This window comes from Marinibaculum pumilum (genome assembly GCF_042646425.1).
GTDB classification, from domain to species: Bacteria; Pseudomonadota; Alphaproteobacteria; order Ferrovibrionales; family Ferrovibrionaceae; genus Marinibaculum; species Marinibaculum pumilum.
The window spans coordinates 20,858-41,451 of record NZ_JBHRTR010000032.1; the positions used below are offsets into that span (position 1 = coordinate 20,858).

A 20,594-nucleotide genomic window follows, 5' to 3' on the forward strand; every position below is an offset into this window, starting at 1 on the left:
TTGTCCAAGCGCCGCGGCGCGACCGGCCTTACCCTGCGACGGTTCCGTGATGCCATGCTGCCGGCCCCGCGTGCCGTGGCTGGCCGCCATCCCCGTCCAGGCAGGAGAGCCGCCATGTCTGCCCCGACCACCGCCTTCCAGGTCCGCAAGGGAATTCACGAGCGCGAAGTCCGCGCGCTGGAACCGTCGGAGGTTCCGGTGATCGACTTCGGCGCCTTCTACAGCCCCGGCGAGGCGGAGCAGCGCAAGGCGGCGGCCGAACTGCGCAAGGCCTGCATCGAGAAGGGCTATTTCTATATCGCCAACCACCAGTTCCCGGAGGCGGTGGTCGACCGCGCCTACGCCGCCATGCAGCGCTTCTTCGCCCTGCCGGTGGAGCAGAAGATGAAGTGCCACTACCTGGACTCGCCCAACCACCGCGGCTACGTGCCGGTGAAGGGGATCAATGCCGACCATTCCCTGAAGGGGGAGGACGAGTCCGAGGCGATCGAGATGGCGCACGACCTGCCGGCGGACGATCCCGACCTGCTGAAGGGGGTCCGCTTCTACGGTCCGAACAACTGGCCGACGGAACCGCCGGACTTCCGCTGGGCGCTGGGGACCTATTTCGACTGCCAGCTGGAGCTCGGCCGCACCATCTGCCGCGCCTTCGAACTGGCGCTGGACCTGGAGGCCGGCTTCTTCACCAGCCGTTTCACCAAGCCGCTGTCGCGGCTGCGGGTCTGCTACTACCCGCCGCAGCGCGAGGATTTCGACATCGCCAATATCGGTATCGGCGCGCATACCGACTATGAGTGCTTCACCACGGTCTGGCAGAACGGCGTGCCGGGGCTGCAGATGCTCACGCCGGACGGACAGTGGCAGCTGCTGCCGCCGATTCCGGGCACCTTTGCCGTCAATCTGGGCGACCTGATGCAGCTCTGGACCAACGACCTGTTCATGTCGACCGCGCACCGGGTGATCAACCTGTCCGGCGTGGACCGCTATTCGCTGGTGCAGTTCTTCGGCCTGAACCACGACGTGGCGGTCGAGGGGCCGCTGCCGGGCTGTGCCGGGCCGGGCAATCCGTGGCGCTACAAGCCCACCACCGTCGGCGGGCATGTCGAGGAGATGGTCGCGCAGACCTACCACTACAGCGGCTGAACCGGAGGGGGCGCGGCCATATCGGCCTGCGGCAGCCGCCGCGGGTCCGGACCGCCGGCGAACCGGCGGCCGTATCGACTTGGGGGAAACGGATTGAACCATTTACGGGGCGCGCTCCGCCCGGCCGGGCGGGGGCTGCGATGACGGCGCCGCCGGTCATGCCTTCGCGGGCGCTGCCGCTGGCCATGCTGCTTATGGTGGCCCTGGTCTACGGCCTGGTCTTCCAGTTCAACAAGATGGCGCGCGATGCCGCGGTACCGGAATTCGCCTACGTCTTCTGGCAGACCCTGCTGGGCGGCGTGGTTCTGCTGCTGCTGACCCTGCTCGTCGGTCGCGGGCCGGGGCGGCGCCTCGGACATCTGAAGGCCTATGTCGCGGTCGGCTTCCTGGGCATCGCCTTCCCGATCTGCCTGCTGACCAACGTGGCGGGGGAGGTCGATCCCGGCGTCCTGACCACGGTGCTGGCGCTGTCGCCGCCGCTGACCTACCTGTTCAGCGTCATCGCGCGGCTCGACAGGTTCCGCTGGCTCGGCGTGCTGGGCGTGGTCCTGGGTTTCCTCGGCATCCTGATCATCGTCGGCCCCAGCAACGCCCTGCCGTCGCCCGAACATGCCGGCTGGTACCTGCTGGCGCTGCTGGCGCCGACCAGCTTCGCCATGACCAATGTGACGGCGGCCCTACTGCGGCCGCCGGAAACCTCGCCCGGCGGCATGGCCAGCGGCGCCCTGCTGGCCACGGCGGCGATCATGGCGGTGGTGATGCTGGCCACCGGCACCTGGTACCAGCCGCTGTCCGCGGCGCCCGAAGGGACCATTCTTTCTCAGGGCGATTGGGCGATCCTCGGCGCTGCTTTCGTCAACATCATCGCCATCACCCTGTTCTTCGAGATCGTGCGCATTGCCGGGCCGGTGTTCTTCGCACAGTTCAACTACCTGGCCGTGGTGGCGGCGATCTTCTGGGCCTGGCTGTTCTTCGGCAGCCTGGTCGACTGGTCGGTCTGGCTGGCCCTGGCGGTGATGGTCGCCGGCGTGCTGCTGGTTACCATGACCGGTCCCCGGAGCGCGCCGCAGGTCGCCGCCGGCGATCCGGGTCAGGGGACCCCCGGGAAAGGCGGCATCTAGGAGGTGCCGCCCTTGGCGGCCAAGCAGGTGCTACCCGCCGTGCCATCGGGATGCTAACGTCGCCGCCGAATGTTCGGGTCGGACGGGGCGCGTCCTGTTGACGGCGCCCCGCCGGTCAGTATCCAGCGGGACCCAACATGGCTGAAGCGGTGCATGGCGATGAGCCCGGGCAGGGCGGCGGCGGCGCGGTTCCCCGCGCGCAGCGGGATCGCCCGGGCGAACTGCAGGCCGCCGGCGGCGGCATGCTGTCCAGCGACACGCCGATCCAGGCGACGGAGCGGCTGCCCCCGGTCTCGGTCGTCCGGCTGGAGCAGAGCGTGGACCGCCTGGACCGGACCGCGCGCAGCCTGGAGGATACCGCCCACCGGCTGCTGAATGCCCGCGGCTCGTTCTGGGTGCAGGTCGTCGGCTGGGTGTTCCTGCTGGTCTTTGCCCCGATGCTTTTCCTCTACGGCGCTTCCCACATGCCCGACGTCTGGCGCGCCAAGGCGGCGGCGGGAATCCTCGGCACAACCAGCCTGAAGGGGGCCGCCGGCCATATTCTCGAGGTCGCCGACGAACGGGCGCTCCTGCGGGCGGAATGGGGCGAGGAACTGATCGCCGTCAACCGGGCCCGGCTGCGCGAATGCCTCGATACCGCCAGCGGTGGCGCCTCGGCGACCTGCTCCCTTGTCGTCCCGCCGCCGCCACGGCAGTCCGACCTGCCCTGACCGGCCCCGACCGGTCACGGCATGCGGCCCAGCCTCGCAAGGACCCGATGATCCAGGCAGACCTGCGCACCGCCCGCATGCATCCCGACTACGGGATGAACGGCTTCATCCTGGCGGCCATCGTGATCGCCGCCCTGGCCGCCCTCGGCGGCCTGATGCATGTGATGGAGGGACTGTTCTTCCTGCGGCGCGCCAGCAGCAGCTTCGTGCGGTTCGTCAGCGTCTGGGACATCGCGTTCGCCTTCGTCGGCTACCTGACCTGCGCCGCCGGCCTCAGCCGGCACCGGATCTTTCCCTGGCTGTACGTCGCCTTCGCGATCGGCTTCTCGGTGCCCCGGATCCTGCTGGAGATCCAGGCGCAGGGGATCGATGTCGGCATGAGCGCGATGCATGCGGACGAGAGCTTCCTGCAGGAGACCCACATCCTGCAGGCGCTGGCGGTGCTGACCTGGCTGGCGGCGATCTATGTCGCCGTTTCGCCCGCCGTTCGGATCACCTATCGCAACCGGCTGACCCGCGACGAGGAACGGCTGGTGGAGCAGTTGCAGGGCGTCGACCCCCGCCTCAGCCTGGGTCCGCAGGGACGCCAGCGCCAGGCCGACGCGCCGCCTGACACTGGCCGGCACCGCCATGCCGCACCGGACGGCCATCGGACCATGCGACTGCCCGCCGGCGGCAGGGTGCCGGCGGGCGACAGCGCCGACAAGGAGGACGAGACAGTCCTGGTGCGCCGCCGCGCCCGCGCCGCGGCGTCGACCGCCGCCGGCAGCGAGCCGCTTCCCGCACTGCCGAGCTTCTTCCAGCCCGACACCGCGGCAGCGGCGCCGGCTGGCGGAACCGCCGCGCCGGCCCCGGCCACTGGTCAGGGCGATGCCGATGCCGATGCGCGGGCGGCCGCGCTGGCCGCTGCCACGGTCGCCGGTGCCCTGCAGCGGGTTTCCGCCGCGCCTGAGCCTGGGCCGGATCCCGAGCCAGCCGAGCGCCCGGAGGCACCGTCTCCCCTGCCGCCACCGAGCCGGCCGGAGACGGTCGCGCCCGCCGCCCAGGCGCCTGCGACCCTGGCCGGGGAAGAGGAACCGGTCATCGTGCGCTCCGGCCGGCGGCGCAGGGAGGGGGCGCAGCCCATGCCTCGGCCGGCGGCAGCGCCGGCCGTGCCGCCACGGGACGGCGCTGCGGCAATAGGTTCGATCATTGCAAATGCCCAGCGCAGGTCGGGCGAGGCGCCGCCGCCGGCCGCCGGGCAATGGACCGATGCCCGCGCTTCTGCTGCGGCGGACGTGCCTGTGCAGGAGGTTGCCTTTGCGTCCGCCGCGCGCAGCGACGACCGGAGGGAGGCGCCGTTGCTTGCGGACGCCGCCTCCGCAGGCGGCGGGACTGCGACCCCGCCGGCCGCCGCAGGTGCAGCCGCGGCGGCGCAGGACGACATCGCGGCCGAGGCCCTGCCGGAGATGCACCACGACGAGGCCGCGCGCCAGCAACTGGCGGCCGAGGCCGAGCGCCAGAAGCTGCAGGAGGAACTGGAGATCGACCGCCGGATTGCGCGGCTCCGCGGTCTCGCCTCCGGCCAGGTCTCGGCCCTGTCGATCGGACTGGCGATGGACCGCAATCCGCTGGCCGATGACGAGGAGCAGACGGCAATGGCCGGCGACGGCGCCGTGCGCTCGACCACCGATGAACGGCTCGGACGCCTGCGAGCGGCCGCCGCACCGCCGCGCAGCCGCGGCGACAGCGTGCGCCGCCGGGAGGACCAGAGCCTGTCGGAGAATGTCACCGGCACCGTGCACAGCCTGGCCACCGGGGAGGAGGAGGGCGAGGCGCCGACCGCGCATGGCAGCAGCGTCGGACCCACCCGGGGGCCCGGTGCCGGGGCGGTCGATGGCGGCTTCCAGTCGCGCATCGATGCCCTCCTGAGCCGCGCCGACGCCAGCAATTCATGGCGCGGCGGCATCCTGCCCGATGATTTCGCCTTCGGGCAGGAGAGCGGCGATGCGGGCCATGCCGCGGCCGAGCCCCGCGCGCCGGAGGCGGCGCCGGCGCAGCCTCCGGGGCAGCCTCTGGGGCAGCCTCCGGGGCAGGCGCCGCAGCCGGCAGCGGCGCCGGCGCCCTCGCGGCAGGAGCAGGCGATGCCGGATGCCGACAGGCCGCCACACCTGGACACGGCATCGGGGCCGCCCGGAATGGCACAGGCGGCCGCCTCTGCACCGGATGCAGCGCTGCCGCCCGCGGCCGGCATTCCCGGCCTGGCGGCCGCGGCCGGGTTCGACGACCTGCCTCCGCCGGCAGGCCTGCCATCGGCGGCGGAGGTGGCCGTGCCCGCACCGCCCCGGGGGCAGCCGCTGCCCGGAGCGGCGGCACCGGCCGGCGTTCCTTCGCCGCAAGCGGAACCGGAACGGCAGCCTGTCGACGGGCCGGCCGCCGATGAGCCGGGTGCAGACGCGCAGCCCGCAGCGGAACCGCGCGGCGAGCTGGGGCCGGCGGATGGCGGCACGGCGGAAAGGGCAGCGGCGTCGACGGAGGATGCGGGCCATGCGGGAGACCTGGACGCGGTCTTTGGCCGTGCCGGGACCGGCCAGGCCGACGACGCGCCCGTCGCCGGCGCGGTGCCCGGCCTCGCGCCGGCGCTGACGCCGGAACCGGCCGCCCCGGCCGCGCCGCCGCTGCCATCGCGGGCGGACGGGGCGCCGCCGGAAGCCGAGCCCGTCGATGAGGCGGAACTGGCCCGCAGCCTGGCGGACATCCTGCCCGCAGCCGCCACGCCGGGCGATCCGGCCGGGGCGCCGGTGGCCGCGGCTGGCGAGGACAGGGCTTTGCCGCAGCAGGACAGCGCCGCCGGACAGGACGGCCGGCCCGTGGCGGATGACTCATCCGCCGGGCAGGGCGCGGCGGCCGGGGAGGGCGCTCCCGCAGGTGCGGCGCCGGAGGCGGACGGGGATCCCTATGTGGCGCAGCGGATCGAGGCGATGCGCATCCTGGTCGACGAGGGCTTCATGAGCGCGGAGGAATTCGCCCGCCGCTCGGCCGAACTGCAGGCGGGGGGATAGGCCGGCCGCCAGATCGAACCGGCCGCCTCGGGCCGGACGCGGCCGCCGGCGTGGGGCGACAGAGACGGCAGCCAACAGCAGCCCGGCCGGGGCTTCAGCTGCCGCCCTTGCCTGACCGCTTCTGCTCGGCGGCGGCCGCGGGCTTGCCGGTCAGTGCGGTCCGGATCGCCTCGTTGGCCTGGTACTTCGCCACGCTCTGGTTCAGCAGTTCGTCCTGCGCCGCTGTGAGTCCGGCCTGGATCCGTTCCAGCTGGCCAGGCAGCGAACGGCCGATGCGCCGTGCCTCGCGTGCATCCTCGGCAATCACCGCGATGTCGCGGTTCAGCTTCTCGGCGGCGTCGGTCAGCTTCTGCTCCAGCAGCACGGTAACCGTCTCGAGCCGCTCGACGATCTCCTTCTGGCTCGCGGTCGCCGCCTCCTCCAGCCGCCGCTGACGGCTGAGCAGGCGGCTGCAGATCACGACCACGGCCACCAGGACGATGGCGGTCAGCAGGACGTCGGCAAAGAGCGCCAGCGTTTCGGGTGGCGACTGCTGCCACAAGGCCTGCAGGTAGGTCCAGACAGGGTCCATGGGTCTTGTCCGTCAGTTGGGCTGTCGAGGCGATGCCATGGAAATGGGGATCGGAACGTGGCGGCGGTAGCGCCGCGATGTGATCATTTCTGTCCGCCGCCGCCCGCCGCCTGGCCTGCGCTGTTCGCGGCATCCTGCGCCGCCTGGCCGGCGGCCTGCGCCGCGCCCTGCGCGGCCTGTGCCGCCGCCTGCGCGGCGCCGGGCTTCGGCGGCTCGGCCTTGATCCGGATCACCTCTGCGGGGATGCCGTCGAAATTGCGCAGGGTGGCCTGGGCATCCTGTGCCGCCCAGAGCGAATTGAACTGGCCGACCCGGACATAGAAGGTGGGGCCGGAGAGGTTGTCCTCGATCGTGACCATGTAGGCCTTGTACTGGCGCTGCAGCAGGGTGTTGGCCATGGCCTCGGCCTGGTCGCGGCTGGCGAAGGTGCCGGTCTGCAGCGTGTAGGTGCGGATGGATTGCGGCGACCCCGCCGTCGCCCCGGTGCCGTCGGGGCTGGACGGGACGGCGCTGCCGGCGGCGCCATCCTTCGCCGCGCCGGCCGCATCCGTTGCCGCCGGGGCGTCCTTGGCCGGCTCGATCGACTGCAGCAGATAGCCGACGGTGTCGGGGGCATAGACCCTGGTGAAGACCGGGCTGACCGGTGCGCCGCCCTGGCCCGATCCTCCCTGGCCCGATCCTCCCTGGCCCGATCCGCCCTGGCCCGATCCGCCCTGGCTTGCTGCCGTCTGGCCGCCACCGGACTGAGATCCACCGGACTGAGACCCACCAGACTGGGCCCCGCCGGATTGGGCCCCGCCGGATTGGGAACCGCCGGACTGCGAAGACCCGGCTGATTTCTGCCCGCCCTGCTGGGCCTGGCCGCCCTGGCTCTGGCTGCCGCCAGACTGCCCCGACTGCGCCTGCTGTCCACCCTGCGCCTGGCTGCCCTGGCTCTGGCCGCTCTGGCTCTGGCCGCTCTGGCTCTGGCCGCTCTGGCTCTGGCCGCCCTGCGTCTGGCCGCCCTGCGTCTGACCGCCCTGGGACTGCGCGCTCTGGTTCTGACCGTTCTGGGACGAGCCGTCAGCCGTCTGGCCGTTCTGTGTCTGGCCGTTCTGGGTCTGGCCGTTCTGGGTCTGACCCTGAGTGGCCTGACCCTGTGCCGTCTGGCCCTGGGTGGATTTGGAGGCGCTGCCCTGCGAGGTGACCTGGCTCGGTACGCCGTCGCCGCCGATCAGGATGCCGGCGACCAGGGTCAGCACCACGACCAGCAGGAACACCACGACGAATAAGGCGATGCCGATCTTGCCCTTCATGCGACCCGAACCCGTTGCATGCGGCCCTTAGACACTGGCCAAAGCGATTGCCGGCCCCGAAAGGAAACCGGCCCTCTGCGGACCCGGTCCCCGGACCCAGATCGCCGGACCCCGATCGCCGGACCCCGATCCCCGGTGGCACCAGCCGCCGGCGCCTACCGGCCGGCGGGGCGCGGCGTCGGTTGCGGCGCAGAGCGCCGGACATTCGGCGTTTCCGGTCGGGCCGGACGACGGGCCCGTCTACCGTTGAAACAGTGATGCCATAAGGCCGCCGCGATTGCACGTTGTTAAGAGGGGGTGTTGCCCTGTTGCCGCGCGCAGATGCGAATGTCCGTATCGGCGCGACGCATAACCAATCAATCGTAACAGTCGGGATGTACAAGGCGAGGATGCAACTGTAGCGTGGCGTGGCTGACGGCCATGGGCAAGCCGTTGGGTTGCGGCATGAATCATGAATGGGCCTTCACGGTCGCACCCCTGCCAGCGGGGGGCGGCACATTGTGCCCATGGTTGGGGTTGAACAGGGGGAACCGCTGATGATGCGGCGACTTGCGATGCTGGTCGTGGCGGCAATTGCTGCCGTTTCGCTGTCAGCATGTTCCCTGCCGCGCGTGGTGCCGCAGGTCAGCGTTTCGACCGTATCCTTCCAGGCGGCGTCGGATGCCAACCAGGGCTATGCGACCCGTGTGGACGTCGTCGCCGTCTCGACCACCGCCCTGGTGGAGACCCTGTCCAAGGAAACCGCCACGAACTGGTTCGCCAACAAGGACCAGTTCCTGAATGCCAATCCCGGCAATGTCACGGTATGGTCGCGGGAGGTCGTTCCCGGCCGTTCGGCGCCGCAGGTCTCCCTGAACTATTTCGGACGTCTGGACTACGATGCGATCTTCGTGTTTGCGGAGTACCTGACGCCGGGCGATCATCGCGCGATGCTCGGCCAGTTCGAGAACCCGGTGGTCCTTCTGCAGGCCCAGAATTTCACGGTATCGGGGGGGCAGTCGTGACCGCGCGCGAGCGCTTGCGCGGCCCGGCGCGCCAGTCCCGCAGGCCGTCGATCCAGAGAGTGTCGACCATGAGAGCTTGGGCATGAGGCTGCCGGGCGTCCCGCACGAAGTCCACTGGCATGAGGGAATGCTGCTGGTCCCGCAGCATTTCCAGCAGTCGGCGCTGCGCACCGAACGGCTGGTCAACTACCGGGTCCGGACCGCCAACCCCTATGCCTTCGGCGTCGTGAACATCGACGTCGATCGGGCCCTTCTGCTGGACGGAATGATCCGGCTGCAGGGCCTGGACCTGATCATGCCGGACGGCGCGGTGGTCCAGCTCGCCTCCCAGAACCCGGACGACTTCGCCGTCGACCTGCGCCCCTATGCCGAAGATCTGCGGCGGGCGCCGATGAAGATCTTCGCGGCGATCCCGGCGATGGGCGGTGCCAACGAGGACCAGCGCATCCAGGGCGAGCTGGCGCGCTACGAGGCGAGCGAGGGCGAGGCCGTCGCCGACATCCATTCCGGCGAGGGCGGCGAGCGCATCATGCGGCAGCGCCCGGCCTTCAGTCTGCTGGTGACCAACGACCCGTCGCGCAAGTTCGTCTCTCTGCCGATCGCGGAGGTGACCCGCCGCAACGAGGTCTTCGAGATCACCGACTATGTGCCGCCCTGCCTGAGCATCGCGCCTTCGTCGAGCCTGGGCCTGGCGTTGAACACGGTGATCCGGCGGATCCGCGAGAAGGCGGTGTTCCTGCGCGAGCGGACCCGCGGGCTGGAGGCGGAATCCCGCGAGGGCGAGGCCGCCGCCGTACGGATCACGGTGGCGTCGCTGACCGCGATGCTGCCGCGGCTGGAGGCACTGGCCGGATCCGGGCGGGCGCATCCCTTCGACCTGTTCCTGTCGCTCTGCGACCTGGTCGGCGCGCTGTCGACCCTGAGCCCGTCGCTCGTGCCGCCGGCCCTGAAGACCTACGACCATCTGAACATCCGCGCCAATTTCCAGGAGGCGCTGGACTATATCAACGAGTGCCTCGACCGGGTGCACCAGAACTACCTGACGGTGGTCTTCGACGAGGAGACGACGGGCTTCTCCATCCAGCTGCGGCCGGAATGGGACAGCGGCAACCTGATCATCGGTGCCCGCACCCGCCCCGGCCAGCGCGACGAGGATGTGGTGTCCTGGATCAATACCGCGGTGGTCGGCACCCGGGAGCGGGTCCAGGGCCTGCGCGAGCGGCGCATGCTGGGCGCATCGCGGACCCTGATCGACCGCGAGGTCAGCATGGAGCTTGTGCAGACCCGCGGCATCATCCTGTTCGCGGTGAAGGCGGATGCGAACTTCATCGATCGCGACGGGGTGCTGGAGGTGTCCAACACGCTGGATCGGATCGCGAGCCACAAGCCGCAGGAGCTGATCCTGTACCTGAGCAACAGGGGGAAGTCCGGGGGAGCCTAGGCCAGGGGCGGGGCCGGTTCGCGGACGCGGGGTTGATGAATGGCAACGGCGGCTGAACTCGACGTTATCGGTCAGTTTCGCAGGTTCTACGAGGAGGTGCGTGAGGCCCGCGCGATGGCGCAGGACCTGGACGCGAGCCAACTCGTGGACGAGGAGGACGCCCCGCCGCCGGCCGTCCCGCAGCCCGGCCTGCCGCCGGCGGAACCGGCCCAGCAGGAGGCGGAGCCGAAGCCAGGCGTCGCTTCGGGCGGCTCACGGATCAACCCGATCATCTCCCACCTGGTCGCCGCGCTGGAGCAGCAGAGCCTGGACTTCGCCGGCCGGGGCGGCAATTACGGCACCCGCATCTTCTCCCGCATCATCTATGTCATGGCGGCCTTCGCCGACGACGTGATGCTGTCCTTCCCCTGGCCGGGCCGCGACGACTGGGTGCGCAACCCGCTGGAGGCGCGGCTGTTCGGGTCGAAGACGGCGGGCGAGACCATCTTCCACGATATCGACGACCATCTGCGCGCCTACCAGTACGGCCGTGCCGACATCGCCAAGGCCTATCTGATGGTGCTGGCGCTGGGCTTCGAGGGGCGCTACCGCGAGCGCGACGCCGCGCCGATCCTGTCGGACTATCGCCGCCGGCTGTTCCTGATCGCTTATGACCGGGAGCCGAGCATCGACACTGCCGGCGAGGTGATGCAGGGCGAGGTCTACCGCCACACCCAGCAGGGCGGCATGCCGCAGCGCATGCCCTATGTGCGGCCCTGGATCGTCGGCTGCGTGATCATCGCGGTGGTCTACGTGATCCTGTCGCAGATCATCTGGGAGTTCGAGACCTCCGACCTGAGCCCGAAGATCCAGCAGGTGCTGAACGCCATGGGGGGCGCATGACGGACGCGGCCTCCTATCCGCCCCCTGCCTGCGTGCTGAAACCGGGCCGCGACGCGGCGTGGATGGGCTGAGCGATGGAGGGCATCCGCAACTTCGTCCTCTCGCTGGGTCCGCTGCCGCTCTGGCTGTGGATCGTCCTGGCGGTCGTCATCCTGCTGGGCTGCGCCTTCCTGATCTGGCAGCTCTGGCGGTTCGGCGCGCGCCGCGCCGGCGTGCCGGAGGAGGCGGAGGAGGAAGCGCCGAAGCCGGCCAATGCGTTCCTGCCGCAGGCGATCCGCGAGGCCTTCGTCGACGCCCATCGCTGGCTGCGCTCGGTGTTCCCGGGCCGCGACTACAAATATGCCGCGCCGGTCTTCCTGATGCTGGGGGAGAGCGGCGTCGGCAAGTCGACCCTGCTGCGCTCCGTCGGCATGGGTCGCGCCCTGCGCGAGGGCCAGGAGAGCGAGCCGGTCAACTGGTACTTCTTCGACCGCGGCGCGATCATCGACAGCCGCGGCGACGTGCTGGGCCTGGGCGACGACCCGGCCAGCGATACCGGGCCCTGGGACACCCTGATTCAGGCGTTCCAGAACTACCGCCCGGAACGGCCGCTGGACGGCCTTATCGTCGTGGTGCCGGTCACCGATTTCGTCGGCTCCGGCCGGCTGTCCAAGGAAGAGGTGATGGCCAAGGCGGAGGCGCTGCACCGGCGCATCGGCCGCCTGCAGAACCGGGTCGGCATGCAGCTGCCGATCTATCTGGTGATCAGCAAGTGCGACGCGCTGGAAGGCTTCGGCGCAGCCGCCGCCCTGTTCGGCGACCAGACCCGCGACGAGGCGCTGGGCTGGTCCAGCCCTTATTCGCCCGACAGCGCCTTCGTGCCGACCTGGACCGGCGAGGCGGTCGACACGATCTACGAGAAGGTCAGCGAGGCGATCGTGGAGGCGCTCGCCGTCTCCGCCGAGGAGGGCGACAGCGGACAGGCCTTCCTGTTCCCCGGCTCGATCCGCCGCATGGAAGAGGGGCTGCGCCCGTTCCTGGCCAACCTGCTGCGGGTGTCCGCCTACAACCGCTCCGGCTCCTTGCGCGGCATCTACCTGACCGGCACGCCCTATGGCAGCCAGGTCGCCGACGAGTTCAGCATCCGGGACTTCGGCACCCAGAGCGGTGGCATGACGCCGATTTTCGCCCGCGGCCTGCTGGACCGGAAGATCTTCCCGGAATACGCCCTGGCGCGGCCCTATTCTCTGAGCCTGCTGTCCAGCAACCGCAATGTGCGTGTGGCGCAGGGCGCGATGGCGGCATTGCTTGTGCTGGCCGTTGCCGGCGTCTGGTACACCGACACCTGGTTGTCGCGCACCACGCAGGACCTGTCCAACGTCGCCGAAGGGGTGCTGCGCAAGGTGCGCAGCCTGGACGAGGCGCGCGCCGCCGGCCTGCGGCCCGACCAGAAGCTGCTGGAGCAGTCGACCCTGCCGCTGCTGCTGAGCCTGGGCGATGCAGAGCGCAGCAACCTGATCTCGCTCGCCGTTCCCGGTTCCTGGATCTCCACCCTGCCGGACGAGGTCGACCGGATGCTGGACCAGGCATTCCAGGTGATCCTGTTCCGCAGCATGCACGACAGCCTTGTCGCCCGGCTGGAGAATATCGAGGACCAGGCGGAGACCGAGAAGCAGGACATCCTGTCGGCCAACAGCGGCAGCAGCCAGTCGGCTGCCAACGACCCGCGCCAGTTCGCGCCCTATCCCGACTATGCGATCCTGACCGACTATGTCTCCGACCTGCAGGCGCTGAGCCGGAACGTCGACCTGTACAACTCGCTGCGGACCGCGGACAGCACATTCGCCGTCTCTTCGGTGGTGGAATATCTCTACGGCCTGCAGCTCAGCGACCAGTTCTTCGCCAATGTCGGCTCACAGCTGTTCGACGGTGCGCGGGGCCGGATCACGCCGATCGACGTGACCGACTACCAGCAGCAGGCGCAGAAGGGGATCGCCGACCTGTCGCAGGCCTTCTTCGCGGACCTGCAGGGGCGGTACGACCTGCTGAGCAACGCGGAAGAGCTGGTCAAGCTGATCGACCAGGCCGGCGTCTCCCGGGAACCGATCTCCAGCCTGCAGATCCTGAAGCAGACCGAAGCCCTGGCCCTGCAGATCAAGGCGAGCGTGCAGAGCGGCCGCTACGACTGGGCGCTCGGCCCGCAGCTCGACCTGGGCGGCACCTTCGGTTCGGTGACCGACCGCATCCGGGCGACCGCCCTGCTGGGCCCGGACGTGGCCGATGCGCTGCAGTCCCAGGCGCGGCAGGCTTATACCGACTTCCGGTCTGCGCTGCTGCAGACCGTTTCGCGCACGATCGGGCCGATCTTCGTGGAGAATAACGGCTCCATCACCGTCTCTCCGGCCTTGCAGGAACTCGACCAGCGCCTGAGCGGCCTGCCCAACCTGCTGGCGGCGACGTCGGTCGGCGGCGGCATGACCGCGGTGGAACTGCCGACCAGCCCGCCGCCCGGGACCTATGTGCTGTGGGACATCCAGACCCTGGACGATGCGGTCGATGCCTCGCGCCGACTGGCGACCCTGGAACTCCAGTCCTCGGGTGCCGGGTCGGGCGGCGGCGGATCGGGCGGCGGTGCGACGGGGGGCGCCAGCAGCGGCGGCGTCGGCCGGATCATCAACCGCGAGATCGCCGGCCGCCTGATCTCCAGCGTGGCGCAGGCGGCGACCCTGCAGCGGCTGCCCTATTCCTCCGGCAGTCTCGGCTATGAATCCCTGGTGGCGCAGCGGGTCGAGAACTTCTCCCAGGCCGCCACCCGGCTGGACCGCATCATCGCCTTCTTCGACGCCCTGGGCGCCGACGGGTTCCGCGACCAGATCCAGCGCCTGCAGGCGCAGAGCGCCTATTCCATCCTGAGCGGTGCCGACGACCTGCTGAAGCAGGCCTCCGCCTACGAGCCGCGCAGCGGCGATTTCGGCTGGTGGGACGGCAGCGCGGGCGCCGCCTACCAGGCCTATGGCGTATCCGGCAAGGGCGAACTGACCGGCTATCTCGGTCTGCAGCGGCAGCGCATCGCCTTTATCGCGCAGAACTATGCCGAGCCGGTGCTGATCTACCTCCTGAACCTGCGGGTGGATGTCGCCGGCGTCGACATCCAGGTGCTCACCAAGTGGACGAAGATCAGCCAGGACCTGTCGCGCTACCAGGCGAAGGTGCCCGACAGCCCGATCGTCCAGCTGGAGAACTACATCTCCGGGCCGATGGCCGAAGTCAGCTCCGCCAATTGCCAGCCGGCGGTCGCCGACCTCGCCGGCATGGACGCGCAGGACTTCTTCGTGGCGAAGCTGCGCAGCCTGAGTTCGGCCTTCGCCTCGCGCTGCTTCGACCTCGCCAACCTGCAGGTCGCCGGCGGCTTCGACGCGATCGCCAATGCCTTCAACCGGAACCTGGCCGGGCAGTTCCCCTTCGCCGCCGCGCCGCCCGCGGCGGGACAGGGCGGCGAGGCCTCGCTGTCCGGAGTGCTGCGCTACCTGAACCAGTTCAACGTCTACATGAACCAGGGCGCCGGCGATCCCGCCCGCTGGGCGAATGTCGCCGCCGATGTCCGCAAGCCGGCGCTGAGCTTCCTGGACCAGATGGATGCGGTGAACGAGGTGTTCGCGGCCGGCATCACCGGCCAGGGCAGCCAGACCAGTTTCAGCTACGACCTGCAGGTCGGCTTCCGCGCGGAACGCCAGCTGGAGATCGGCGCCGGCCAGCTGGTGGAATGGTCGCTCAGCTCCGGCTCGACCAAGGTTGACCAGTTCACCGCGGCCAACCGCCTGCCCTGGAAGTTCGGCGACCCGATCACGGTCTCCTTCACCTGGGCGCTGAACGGCCAGACCCGCCCCAGCCGCGGCAAGGATTCGCCGGCGAACTTCGTGATCGCCGAACGCACCGCGAGCTTCGAGTACAAGGGCGACTGGGCGCTGTTCGAACTGCTCAGCGCGCAGCGCATGTCGTCCGACCTGCAGGGGCCGGACAGCGGCAGCACCGGCACCGTCCTGCAGTTCGACATCCCGATCGAGCCGTTCACCGATCCGGACGAGGATTCCGACCCGCTGCCCGCCGACAGCCTGCCGAAGGCCGCACGCCTGTTCATCGAGCTGACCGTGTTCGGTTCCAAGGACCAGGGCACGCCGCGGATCCAGGTCCCGGACTTCCCGACCGCGGCGCCGTCGCCCAAGAGCCCGGCCGCCGGGTCGGCAGCCAGCGCCTCATCCGGCAGCGGAACAACTGCCGCTGCGGGCGCCGCCAGCCGCGCCGTCAGCACCCAGGCATTGCCGGCGGGCAGCGGCGGCGCTGCCGGAACGCCGGCGGGCGGGCAGGGCGCCGCCGCGCCGACCGGGCGTCCGCGGCCGATCTATCCGACCGGCACCGGCACTGGTACGGGCGGCGCCGGTACTGGAAGCGGCGGCACGGCAAGCGGCGGCACGGGAGCCGCGCCGACCGGTGCCGGCACCACGTCTGGCAGCGGCGCTGCAGGCAGTTCCTCCTGGCGGGGCAGCGGCAATACCCAGTCGACATCGACCAGCGGCTCGGGCAGCTCGGCCGGCGGCCGGCCGCCTTCGGCACTCACCATGTACGACCTGTGGCGCGACACTGCGCCCGCGGTCGTCGGCGACCTCGATCCGCTGGGGCCGGCCGGCAGTGGCTACGACCCGCCGCCCGGCGGCGGCTGGGCGGCGGACGCCTATGATGCCGCCTGGGCGCGGCTGCAGCGCGAGCGGGCCGCCTGGTCCGGACGGCCGTGGCGCGAGCCGCGGCAGTGGGACGGCAGCCAGGGCCAGGGCTCTTATGGCCAGGGTGCTTATGGCCAGGGTGGCTACGGCCAGGGTGGCTACGGCCAGGGCTACGGCCAGGGTGGCTATGGCCAGGGCGGCTATGGCGGCGATGGCTATCCGATGCAGGGACCGCAGGGCCTGACCTACGACGCGCAGCGGCTCTGGCCGCGCAGCGGCGTCTTCGGGCCGCAGGACGGACGGGTGCCGGCGCCGCCTTCGGGCGAGTTGGACGGGGCCTTCTACAGGCGCGCGGACGGTTTTCCGGCAGCCCCGCCGGACGGCGTCTTCCGCCGGTTGTTCGACGGCAATTAGGGCCGCAGAGACTGTGATGAGGAACGATGGCCGAAGCCGCGCAGGTCGTTGACCTTGAGAAGATCCTGACGCCGATCCCGGGGGAGTCCCCGGCCGGCCGGTCGCTGTTCTATGAGCCGGTCTATGACGATATCAAGGAGGCCCGGCGCGAGGACAATCCGGACCTGCCGACAGGGGTCTGGCAGAAGCCCCTGAAAGTCGCGAACTGGTCGAACGTCATCGATCGCTGCGCGAAGGCGCTGGCCAAGGATTCCAAGGACCTGCAGCTGGCCGCATGGCTGACCGAGGCGATGGGCAAGGCCTGGTTCCTGGACGGGCTGCAGCACGGCTTCCGGATCATCGCCGGGATCTCCGACCGCTTCTGGGAGGGGATGTTCCCGGAGATCGACGATGACGACGACCTGGAGGCCCGCGAGCGGATCCTGGAATGGATGGACGAGCAGCTGCCCTTCACCCTGCTGTTCATGCCGATCACCGATCCCGGCAATCCGATGGCGGAGGACTATACCTGGATCCAGTGGCGCGACGCGGTGCGCCGCGAGCAGGCCCTGGCAGCCAACAAGGCCGTCGACAATGCCGACGACGAGAGCATCCCGACGAAGGACAAGATCCTGCAGAGCGTGGCGCTGACCGGGCTGCCGTTCCTGAAGGCGCGCCTGGCGGAGATCGCCGACACGCAGGCCGCGCTGAAGGAGATGTCGGACGTGCTGGACGCCAAGTTCGGCAAGTACGGCGCGCCCGCCCTGCGCAAGGTGGGGCGGGAGCTGGACGAGCTCAAGATGTGGTTCGACCAGGAGCTGGCGAAGCGCCCCGAGGAAGAGGAGGAGCCGGAGGCGGAGGAAGAGCCCGCGCCGGCGCCCGACGACGCGGCGGTACCGGCCGAGGGCGAGGCCGCGCCAGAGGCGCCCGCCGCCGGGGCCACGGCCCGCACGGTGAAGTCGGGCGGCGCCTTCCGGCTGGCCAGCCGCGACGACGCCTATGCCATGCTGAAGGCGGCCACCGACTATCTGATGGAAGCCGATCCGCATAGCCCGACCCCCTATCTGGTCCGGCGGGCGATCGCTTTCCGCGACATGTCGTTCACCGACCTTCTCGAAGAACTCGTCGACGACGAAAGACAGCGGAACCATCTGTTCCGCCTGATGGGGCTCGGCGAAGGAGGGTCACCGACAACAGACTAATTTGTCATGAAGTCTCCAAGATTTCGCCCAGATCCGCCTATACATGGTTCATTGCAAGGCCGGAGCGTCGGTGCGAGAGTGACGAAAGGCAAGGTTGGTTGCGGGTTTCCGCACCAGGTCATGGGGGTCCGGTCCTGCCGCTCGGGACAGTCCGCGACGGACGATCGGAACCGGTAGAGGAGAGGGAAAATGGCCGAAAGCACTCAGAAAAAGCTTTCCCGGGTACGCCCGCCGCGCGTGCAGATTACCTACGACGTCGAGATCGGTGACGCGATCGAGAAGCGCGAACTGCCCTTCGTCGTGGGCATCATGTCGGACCTGACCGGCAAGTCGAAGGTGCCGATGCAGAAGCTTCGTGACCGCAAGTTCACGGAGATCGACCGCGACAACATCAACGACGTGATGTCCTCCCTGGCGCCGCGTGCGGCCTTCCAGGTGGACAACAAGCTGGCCAATGACGGCACCAAGCTGAATGTCGAGGTCAACTTCCGCAACATGGAAGACTTCGACCCGGTCAACGTGATCGGCCAGGTGAAGCCGCTGAACGAGCTCTTGAAGGCGCGGCGCAAGCTGAACGACCTGCTGGCCAAGCTGGACGGCAATGACGAACTGGACGGCATCCTGGCGGACGTGATCGGCAATACCGAGCGTCAGCAGGAGGTGCGCTCCGCGGTGGCCTCCATGGCACCGGCCCAGGAGGACGAGGACGACAGCACGGACGGCGACGCCCCGTCCGAGGACAATCCGGAAGAGCCGCGGGCCTGAGGGCCAGGTCCTACAGAGTGAAGGGATAGCAGGGAATGGCTGAGGCACAGCAGAGCAGCTCGGGCGGAATCCTGGAGCAGATCATCGAAGAAGGCCATATGGCCTCCACCGACGAACAGAAGGCCTATGCGTCCGACCTGATCACCGCGTTCGTCGATCAGGTGCTGGCCGACGAGGAGACGCCGACCAAGGATGCGGCGACCCTGATCAACGCGCGCATCGCAGAGCTGGACGATCTGATCAGCCTGCAGCTGAACGAGATCATGCATCACCCGGAATTCCAGCAGCTGGAATCCGCCTGGCGGGGCCTGTCCTTCCTGGTGATGAACACCGAGACCAGCACCCGGCTGAAGCTCCGCCTCCTGCCGATCAAGCGGGACGAGCTGCAGAAGGACCTGGAGAAGGCGGTCGAGTTCGACCAGAGCAACCTGTTCAAGAAGCTCTACGAGGAAGAGTACGGCACCTTCGGCGGCAGCCCGTTCAGCTGCCTGATCGGCGACTTCGAGTTCGGCCGTCATCCGAAGGACATCGCCCTGCTGGAGATGATTTCCGGCGTGGCGGCGGCGGCGCATGCACCGTTCATCGCGGCGGCCTCGCCGAAGCTGTTCGACCTGCCGAGCTTCACCGACCTGGGCAATCCGCGCGACCTGGCGAAGCTGTTCGAGAGCACCGAGCTGCTGAAGTGGCGCTCCTTCCGGGAGAGCGAGGACAGCCGCTATGTCGTCCTGACCCTGCCGCGGGCGCTGCTGCGCCTGCCCTACGGGCCGGACACTGTGCCGGTCGAGGAGATCAACTTCGTCGAGGATGTCGACGGGCGCGACCACTCCAAGTACCTGTGGGGCAACCCGGCCTTCGTCCTGGGCCAGCGCATCACCGACGCCTTCGCCAAGTATGGCTGGACGGCGGCGATCCGCGGCGTCGAGGGTGGCGGCCTGGTGGAGGGCCTGCCGGCGCATACCTTCCACACCGACGAGGGCGATATCGCGCTGAAATGCCCGACCGAGATCGCGATCACGGACCGGCGCGAAAAGGAGCTGTCGGACCTGGGCTTCATCTCGCTCGTGCACTGCAAGGGCACGGACAAGGCGGCCTTCTTCGGCGGCCAGACGGCCAACAAGCCGAAGGTCTACAACACCGACTTCGCCAATGCGAACGCCCGGATTTCCGCGATGCTGCCCTACATCATGGCCTCGTCGCGGTTCGCCCACTACTTCAAGGTGATCATGCGGGACAAGATCGGCTCCTTCATGACCGCCGGCCAGGTGCAGAACTTCCTGCAGACCTGGATCTCCCAATACGTCCTGCTGGACGACAATGCCAGCCAGGAATCCAAGGCACGTTTCCCGCTCCGCGAGGCGCGTGTGGACGTGAAGGAAGTGCCGGGCAAGCCCGGCGTCTACACGGCCACCGCCTTCCTGCGGCCGCATTTCCAGCTGGAGGAGCTGTCCGCTTCGATCCGGCTGGTGTCCGAACTGCCGCCGCCGGCCGCGTAAGGCCCGGCGCCAGTCCGACCTTCGCCGGCTCAGGGACCCGGCCGGAACGCAGCCGGCCGGGTCCCCGGAGAGGCCAGTAGCGGGGACAGATGCGCCCCGCCTTTGGGGAAAGGCCCCGCCTACGGGGACTGGAGGGGATCCGTCCACGGATCCCTTCGCAGGGGGATTTTATCTTGGGGACCGTCTGACCCGACACGGGCAGGCGGCGAAGCAAAGGAGCGAAGACAATGGCACAGTCCGAGAACAGCTACACCCAGGTCACCGATGTCCCGATGGACGGTGGTGAGTACATCTTCATCGACGCGGGCTCCGACCTGAAGGGTGAGTCCAAGACCGACGGCTTCGCCGATCAGATCGTGGCCTTCAATGTCGAGGCCGAACTGACGATGCCGCTGCGCGACGCCTCCAAGGGCTCGGGCGGCCGCACCGCCGGCAAGCCCTCCACCAGCAACTGGGTGATTTCCAAGGTGATGGACCTGTCCTCCACCGGCTGGGCGAAGAACCTGGTCCAGGGCAAGTCGATCGACTCGATCAAGATCACCTGGGTCCGCTATGAGGGCGGCGCGGCGAAGAAGATCCGCGAAGTGACCCTGAAGAAGGCGATGGTCGCCGGCGTGAAGACCGGCGGCTGGACCGACATGCCGGTGGAGCAGATCACCGTGCAGCCGGGCGAGATCGAGGACACCTACACGCAGCAGGACGAGACGGCCACCGCGAAGGGCTCCAAGAACTGGGGCTACAACTTCCTGGAAGGCAAGTCGGCCTGATCCGACGTTTTCCGATCGGACGCTCTGGGGCCGGGATCACGCGATCCCGGCCCCGTTCGTCCGCCTGAC

Annotated in this window: 14 protein-coding genes; 12 read left to right on the plus strand and 2 right to left on the minus strand. The window is 69.5% G+C overall.

Annotation, left to right across the window (positions count from 1 at the left end; translation table 11 throughout):
* Nucleotides 1-114 precede the first annotated feature (114 nt).
* The 4 genes from ACFOGJ_RS19690 (at nt 115) to ACFOGJ_RS19705 (ending at nt 6,015) form a co-directional block, all read left to right on the plus strand.
* Complete coding sequence (locus ACFOGJ_RS19690) at nt 115-1,143, plus strand: isopenicillin N synthase family dioxygenase (RefSeq protein WP_379903732.1); 1,029 nt, start codon at nt 115-117, stop codon at nt 1,141-1,143.
* Between the two features lie 140 nt (nt 1,144-1,283).
* The gene (locus tag ACFOGJ_RS19695) at nt 1,284-2,264 is read left to right on the plus strand and encodes a DMT family transporter (RefSeq protein ID WP_379903734.1); all 981 of its coding nucleotides are present in this window, start codon (nt 1,284-1,286) and stop codon (nt 2,262-2,264) included.
* 137 nt (nt 2,265-2,401) lie between these two features.
* Nucleotides 2,402-2,974, plus strand: coding sequence for a hypothetical protein (locus tag ACFOGJ_RS19700; RefSeq protein WP_379903736.1), 573 nt, complete (start codon nt 2,402-2,404; stop codon nt 2,972-2,974).
* A 47-nt stretch (nt 2,975-3,021) separates the two neighbouring features.
* Nucleotides 3,022-6,015: a hypothetical protein gene (locus tag ACFOGJ_RS19705; protein WP_379903738.1), complete on the plus strand. Its 2,994-nt coding sequence runs from the start codon at nt 3,022-3,024 to the stop codon at nt 6,013-6,015.
* Nucleotides 6,016-6,109: 94 nt separating this feature from the next.
* Here the strand turns inward: ACFOGJ_RS19705 and ACFOGJ_RS19710 are convergent, their stop codons facing one another.
* A complete protein-coding gene (locus ACFOGJ_RS19710) occupies nt 6,110-6,586 on the minus strand; it encodes a hypothetical protein (RefSeq protein WP_379903740.1) in 477 nt (158 codons plus the stop codon).
* Nucleotides 6,587-6,669: 83 nt separating this feature from the next.
* Nucleotides 6,670-7,881: an SPOR domain-containing protein gene (locus ACFOGJ_RS19715; protein ID WP_379903742.1), complete on the minus strand. Its 1,212-nt coding sequence runs from the start codon at nt 7,879-7,881 to the stop codon at nt 6,670-6,672.
* A 536-nt stretch (nt 7,882-8,417) separates the two neighbouring features.
* Here ACFOGJ_RS19715 and ACFOGJ_RS19720 point away from each other — a divergent pair.
* The 8 genes from ACFOGJ_RS19720 to ACFOGJ_RS19755 all read left to right on the plus strand — a co-directional run bounded on the left by ACFOGJ_RS19720 (nt 8,418) and on the right by ACFOGJ_RS19755 (nt 20,525).
* The gene (locus ACFOGJ_RS19720; protein ID WP_379903743.1) at nt 8,418-8,885 is read left to right on the plus strand and encodes a hypothetical protein; all 468 of its coding nucleotides are present in this window, start codon (nt 8,418-8,420) and stop codon (nt 8,883-8,885) included.
* Between the two features lie 82 nt (nt 8,886-8,967).
* Nucleotides 8,968-10,326, plus strand: a complete 1,359-nt coding sequence (gene tssK, locus ACFOGJ_RS19725) for a type VI secretion system baseplate subunit TssK (RefSeq protein WP_379903745.1) — start codon at nt 8,968-8,970, stop codon at nt 10,324-10,326.
* A gap of 39 nt (nt 10,327-10,365) precedes the next feature.
* A complete protein-coding gene (locus tag ACFOGJ_RS19730; RefSeq protein ID WP_379903747.1) occupies nt 10,366-11,208 on the plus strand; it encodes a DotU family type IV/VI secretion system protein in 843 nt (280 codons plus the stop codon).
* 74 nt (nt 11,209-11,282) lie between these two features.
* Complete coding sequence (locus tag ACFOGJ_RS19735) at nt 11,283-16,319, plus strand: type VI secretion system protein (protein ID WP_379903749.1); 5,037 nt, start codon at nt 11,283-11,285, stop codon at nt 16,317-16,319.
* Between the two features lie 26 nt (nt 16,320-16,345).
* Nucleotides 16,346-17,500 carry a type VI secretion system protein TssA gene (gene tssA, locus ACFOGJ_RS19740; RefSeq protein ID WP_379903751.1) on the plus strand — a complete coding sequence of 385 codons (1,155 nt, stop codon included), beginning with the start codon at nt 16,346-16,348 and terminating at the stop codon, nt 17,498-17,500.
* Nucleotides 17,501-17,689: 189 nt separating this feature from the next.
* Entirely contained in the window at nt 17,690-18,265 is a 576-nt protein-coding gene (gene tssB / locus ACFOGJ_RS19745; protein WP_379903753.1) for a type VI secretion system contractile sheath small subunit, read from the plus strand.
* A 35-nt stretch (nt 18,266-18,300) separates the two neighbouring features.
* Nucleotides 18,301-19,758 carry a type VI secretion system contractile sheath large subunit gene (gene tssC / locus ACFOGJ_RS19750; protein WP_379903755.1) on the plus strand — a complete coding sequence of 486 codons (1,458 nt, stop codon included), beginning with the start codon at nt 18,301-18,303 and terminating at the stop codon, nt 19,756-19,758.
* Nucleotides 19,759-19,985: 227 nt separating this feature from the next.
* Nucleotides 19,986-20,525 (plus strand): Hcp family type VI secretion system effector, encoded by a 540-nt coding sequence (locus ACFOGJ_RS19755; protein ID WP_379903757.1) that lies wholly within the window; start codon nt 19,986-19,988, stop codon nt 20,523-20,525.
* The last annotated feature ends 69 nt before the right edge of the window (nt 20,526-20,594 follow it).

What these genes read in the sequence shown, in the direction of transcription:
- ACFOGJ_RS19690 (WP_379903732.1), top strand. Translation starts at nt 115, where the DNA reads ATGTCTGCCCCGACCACCGCCTTCCAGGTCCGCAAGGGAATTCACGAG.
- ACFOGJ_RS19695 (WP_379903734.1), top strand. Translation starts at nt 1,284, where the DNA reads ATGACGGCGCCGCCGGTCATGCCTTCGCGGGCGCTGCCGCTGGCCATG.
- ACFOGJ_RS19700 (WP_379903736.1), top strand. Translation starts at nt 2,402, where the DNA reads ATGGCTGAAGCGGTGCATGGCGATGAGCCCGGGCAGGGCGGCGGCGGC.
- ACFOGJ_RS19705 (WP_379903738.1), top strand. Translation starts at nt 3,022, where the DNA reads ATGATCCAGGCAGACCTGCGCACCGCCCGCATGCATCCCGACTACGGG.
- ACFOGJ_RS19710 (WP_379903740.1), bottom strand. Translation starts at nt 6,586, where the DNA reads ATGGACCCTGTCTGGACCTACCTGCAGGCCTTGTGGCAGCAGTCGCCA.
- ACFOGJ_RS19715 (WP_379903742.1), bottom strand. Translation starts at nt 7,881, where the DNA reads ATGAAGGGCAAGATCGGCATCGCCTTATTCGTCGTGGTGTTCCTGCTG.
- ACFOGJ_RS19720 (WP_379903743.1), top strand. Translation starts at nt 8,418, where the DNA reads ATGATGCGGCGACTTGCGATGCTGGTCGTGGCGGCAATTGCTGCCGTT.
- tssK (WP_379903745.1), top strand. Translation starts at nt 8,968, where the DNA reads ATGAGGCTGCCGGGCGTCCCGCACGAAGTCCACTGGCATGAGGGAATG.
- ACFOGJ_RS19730 (WP_379903747.1), top strand. Translation starts at nt 10,366, where the DNA reads ATGGCAACGGCGGCTGAACTCGACGTTATCGGTCAGTTTCGCAGGTTC.
- ACFOGJ_RS19735 (WP_379903749.1), top strand. Translation starts at nt 11,283, where the DNA reads ATGGAGGGCATCCGCAACTTCGTCCTCTCGCTGGGTCCGCTGCCGCTC.
- tssA (WP_379903751.1), top strand. Translation starts at nt 16,346, where the DNA reads ATGGCCGAAGCCGCGCAGGTCGTTGACCTTGAGAAGATCCTGACGCCG.
- tssB (WP_379903753.1), top strand. Translation starts at nt 17,690, where the DNA reads ATGGCCGAAAGCACTCAGAAAAAGCTTTCCCGGGTACGCCCGCCGCGC.
- tssC (WP_379903755.1), top strand. Translation starts at nt 18,301, where the DNA reads ATGGCTGAGGCACAGCAGAGCAGCTCGGGCGGAATCCTGGAGCAGATC.
- ACFOGJ_RS19755 (WP_379903757.1), top strand. Translation starts at nt 19,986, where the DNA reads ATGGCACAGTCCGAGAACAGCTACACCCAGGTCACCGATGTCCCGATG.